The organism is candidate division TA06 bacterium, from assembly GCA_004376575.1.
GTDB lineage: Bacteria > Hydrothermota > DG-26 > E44-bin18 > E44-bin18 > E44-bin18.
On record SOJN01000081.1, the window covers coordinates 1 to 4784 of the forward strand.

3 protein-coding genes are annotated in these 4784 nt (G+C 51.7%); all 3 read right to left on the bottom strand.

The features are described 5' to 3' along the window. Positions 1-1115, bottom strand: a 1115-nt coding sequence (locus E3J62_07500; GenBank protein ID TET45467.1) for a hypothetical protein, incomplete at its 3' end; no start/stop codon positions are given. A 48-nt stretch (positions 1116-1163) separates the two neighbouring features. Further along, on the bottom strand, positions 1164-3833 hold the full coding sequence (locus tag E3J62_07505) for a hypothetical protein (protein TET45468.1): 2670 nt from the start codon (positions 3831-3833) through the stop codon (positions 1164-1166). Between the two features lie 25 nt (positions 3834-3858). Further along, a partial coding sequence (locus E3J62_07510) for a T9SS type A sorting domain-containing protein (GenBank protein TET45469.1) occupies positions 3859-4784 on the bottom strand: 926 nt, incomplete at its 5' end.

Consider the following 4784-nt stretch of genomic DNA (forward strand, 5'->3'; position numbering starts at 1 on the left):
AGGTGGCTGATTAGTTCCTGGCGGCTGAACTTAACCATGAGGTCTGGGATGCCGTGCTCGTCATAGTCCCCAATGTCCGAAGGGCCCTCAGTTCGCATAGGTGGAGACAGGAGCTGCTCATCGATCTTTGTTATCGCTACAGTCGAACAGTCAATCTCCTCTACACTGTAGCCTTCCGACAGTTCGATGTAGCAGGTTACCCACCTCCCCTTGCTCTTCAGATTGAGGACCTCAGGCTTTATGTCGACTGTTGCGTCCAGAGTTCTTTGGATAGGCCCGAGGTCGTAGGCAACGACGAAGTCAGGCATCTCCTGACACAGTTCGAACAAAATGGCGCGGCTTGTATCCCAGTCAGTCGAGAATGCCAGTCCACCAGCCAGGGTCAAATATGCTCCCTCAAAATAGACCCCAGTATAATCGCCCCTGATAGGGTCAAACTGATAAATCCGATTGCCCCAGTGGTCCCCCGAAGTAGAGACCCAGAGCCAAGGATTCCCCGCTGAGCCATCGTCCCATGCCAGACCCTTGATCCTGTATGAGTTGGCATAGGAAGCGACAACAACTCCTGTCGTATCGGTTTTGACGATTGCGAGCTTCTGGAGGCTTACCCATACGTATTGTCCATCCCACGCAAGACCCTGGCCAACGTCATAGGGACCCCGAAATTCGTACAACACCTTTCCGAATTTGTCGAAAGCAGTTATCATCGAGTCGTCACTTCCAAAGAAATAGTCATGATCCGGCCTATAGGCAAGGCCCGACCATCCCCAGTCATCACCCGGAGGCCCGGACTCCTTACTCTTCTGCGCAAATTCCCTTACGTATTTCCCATCCCTGTCAAAGACATATATCATATTCGAATCACCGCCAACATTCGCCCCGGTCACATAGAAGTAACTTCTGTCGAATTCTACCCCGTATAACCCCTGGTCTCCCATGTAATAGAAAGCCCATATCGAATCGCCGAGGCTGCTCAATGGCCTTCTCTCTGGGTTTTCCTCTTCCTTCATCCCGTACGATTGGCCATACGCGTCAATTCCTCGAAGGCCCCCTACACCTTGTGCGAGTACAGCGACTCCAAACAAGACGAATCCACACAATGCAAACCACTTCATCTGTTCCTCCTGGTAACCGTCAGGGAGCCCCCATTGATACTAGCCGAATCATGAACCACCAGGCTCCGCGGGAACAACGCTTTCGAACTTAACTCTCTGATGACTCAAAAGGTCTTCAGTCCAGACAACATAGAAACGCTCGCATGGAGCCCTGATTACTTCATCAGCGTGAAAACAGCCCTGAGGGTACACGGACGGTGTTAGTGGTGTTCCACTCAGGTTCTGCGGGTCAGTCGGGCCATTAGGATAGTATTTGCTGTAGAATATCTCGTACAAGCCCGGGCCTGCCGACTCCTCAGCCCAGACGATGTTAAAATCGTCCAGAGAAGGAAACTTCGAAGGGACACTAGGGGTTTCCGAGATGAGGTAGTTGTACCATGTCGCTCCCATATACATGCCAAAGACTATCTCAGGCGGTGAGCCCTGCTCCCAGACAGCATATATCCCGCCACCCCATTCATCCACGCTTGGATGCTCACCGAGAGCCACGACCTGTGATTGCTGCCACACCCCATTAGCCCTGGAGGAATGACGAATCGCGCTCGCTCCAGGGTTGGAGTTATCCTGCCACAGGACATGAGGAGTCCCGGCACCGTCAAAAGAGATACTTGGAAACTCTAACGAATGAAGTTCGTCCGCGCTCACAATCTCCTCTGGAATACCAAGAGATGGGTTCCAGTAATAGATATAAGTTCTTTGCAGGACGGTGTCAATGTACTCCCACACAACGTGGGGTGGATAATACGCCTGCGGACCCGTCTCGTCATAGATAGCGACGGCCGGGGTGAAGATAACGTCCATTTTATCGGGAAGACTAACGATGACATCTCTCTGCCACTGCCCGGACGCATGCTTCCAGTAGTGAACAAGGTGCTCGTTCGGCGGGTCTCCAACATGCTCCAGCAGTACTATATGTGGGACTGTGTCCGGGTCTACGGCTAGACTTGGATAATAAGCTGCTTCAAAACTTGTGAAATCCCAGGTAATTCCTCTATCTGTAGAGTATGCGTAAGTCACTGAATGCATTGGGGTACCGGGCAGGTCGTTGTGCGGAAGAGTTATATTCTGGTAGACGACGTGAATACAAGCTGCGGAATCAACGGCGATTTTCCTTCCATTGTTCCAGGCTGTCGCACTATCTGAGGAGTTGGATTGCAAAGTCAAGTTGAGATCAGAACTGGCACAGTCTCTGCCTGATATGTAATGTGCTGGAACTAGGCTGGGGCCAAATTCCATTGCTGATGCCATGACTGCGTGGGTCCCCTTAGCGGTCTTAAGTTCGAAATACCCGTTTTCGTCTGAGAGCGCACCGCGGTCTGCCGTCAGGGAGTAGACCCATGCTCCGTCTATAGGTATCCCACCGGCCGCGGATTGAACAACACCGCCCTGGCAAGCGGGTAACGCACCATCGAACTGCAATACGAAAACCCCTGAGTCGACATCGCAGGCAGAAATATGACCGTCGTAGAAAGGCCAGAGATCGAAGACGCCATATTGTGGGGGGAGATCGGGTTTGAGGTAAGTGTCATAATACCCAATCTCTATAGGGTCATCCGGGAAACTCACATCAAAGATCCTCAGTCCTCTGTTGTAATTAGCAACATACCCCAAATTTTGTCTGATGTAACAGTAGTGGGCCGTCACCGCTGTGCTTGGAACATACTTGGCAGCCTGCGGATAATTACACAGGCCCGGGGTCCCAAGCCCTTGAATATCATAAACGGTGATGTCTCCAATTGGCCGGTTGCATCCCCATTCAAAGAAGTGTTCGTCGGAAGTGAAGACATAGTGAAGGTCCTCTGTTGCCCAGGCATCGTGGGTCATCGCATTCTCGTACTCACAACGGCCCAGTTCCTTCGGGACCATCGGGTGTCCCTGCGGGTCTTGATTCCAGAGCGGGTCTGTATCCACCACATAGAGACCTCCTCCCGGATTTGTGACCAGCAGCCTGTTTCCATGCACTGTAACGTCATGCCCTCTCGCGATGTCAGGACCCGGCGGAAATCCTGGGTTGATGCCGGGATACCATATGGTGTCAGGGGCAAGAATTCTTATTGGCAGTCCAGGATCGTCTACCGGCGCATCAAGAATTTCTCTTATATTGAAAATATAGACCGTGTCGTTGCAGAGTCCCTGATACGCATAGCCGATGCACGTGTTCGAGACTGCAAACACCCACACGGGCTCGCCTGCGTACTGGATTCTGCTTGTGTCCAGAAATGCGCTGTAAAACGACCCCCCCTTTATGCGAGACCCCAAACCTTCGATCTTGCCCTTCAAAACAGGATCCTCCCCCCATTCGTGTACGTCAAATATGTAAATGCTGGGGTCTATCAATTCTTCGTCCTTCGTTTGGTTTGGCATGATAAGATGAATGCGGTCATTTCCGCTTGAAGGGCGGGACATACAAGCTTTTCCGTGTCCCGGAGCCATTTCTACATCTAAGTTAAAGGGATCCAGCCTGTACGGCCCCCTGATGCTGCGCGTTTCCACATCCACTATTACGAAGGAGTCCCATTTAGTGACATACACATACTTGTCATATCCGCATATGTACCCATTTTTCGATGGAGTCAGATCAGCCAACCCTAGCCTGGTAACGTTGTAGGAACGGGGGTGCGCCCGTACGGCAAACAAAGTTGAAGCAAGCCCCACCAAAGCCAATGACACCGCAGGCCTGAGACCTAGCCTGACAAGTTTTTGCAGTGGTCCAGTCATTGCAATTCCTCCTTCCCTCCACCTACTATCGGATTAGTAGCACTTTGCGGGTTGAAAGGAACTCACCCGATTTCATCTGGGTGAAGTAGACACCACTGGGAAGCGTGCGGCCGGCCGCGTCAGTTCCATCCCATGCAACCTCATGCGGACCTGCCTTGGCCTTCCCGCTGGTGAGAACCTTCACCTGCCTGCCCGCAATATCGTAAATTTTGATGCTAACCGCACCTGGCTGCGCCAACTGGAAGCGAATCCCGGTCCACTGAGAAAATGGATTTGGGCTGTTCTGAAATAGCCTGTACTGGAAGCGCTTGCCTGCTAGCTCCGTCTCTACTCCTGTTGTTGGGTCTCTCTTTGCATACTTGAGTTCTGAATATAGATAGACCGAGTCATCGTATTGAGCGTGGGCATATGCTATATGAAGATTGTTCCCATTGTCGATTGCAAGTGAATTATAATAACCTGTACCCGTACCTGCGTCGTCGACCAACTCCGTGTTCCAGGCAGAGCCATTCCAGTAGGCATGTTTCAGTGCATCCTGGTTCTCATCGTGGTAAGTAACGTGCGCGTATCCATAGGAATCGACCGCTATACCCTTTTGCCCCTCTACCTGTGCTGTTGCATCTATCGTTTCTATCGCCCAACTGGAACCGTTCCATCTTGCCACCCTTACTCCACTGAAATCGGTCCCATGATAAGCTATTTGCGGATATCCGTCTGATCCGATTGCAATCGAGGTATAAAATCCTAGTTCACCCAGCGTATCGACCTTTTCGAACTCCCACCCACCGCCACTCTGCCACGCGAGCTTCACGTCAAACGAACTACCATCCATGTAGCTCACATAAGCGGTGGTGCCGGATTGCAGAGCCATAGAACAGTACATACCAACAGGACCAGGGCTATCGACCGTCTCAACAACCCAGTCGGACCCTGTGAAAAAGGCATATTTCA

Coding starts and splice junctions, on each gene's coding strand:
- E3J62_07505 (TET45468.1), bottom strand. CDS start 3,833: ATGACTGGACCACTGCAAAAACTTGTCAGGCTAGGTCTCAGGCCTGCG.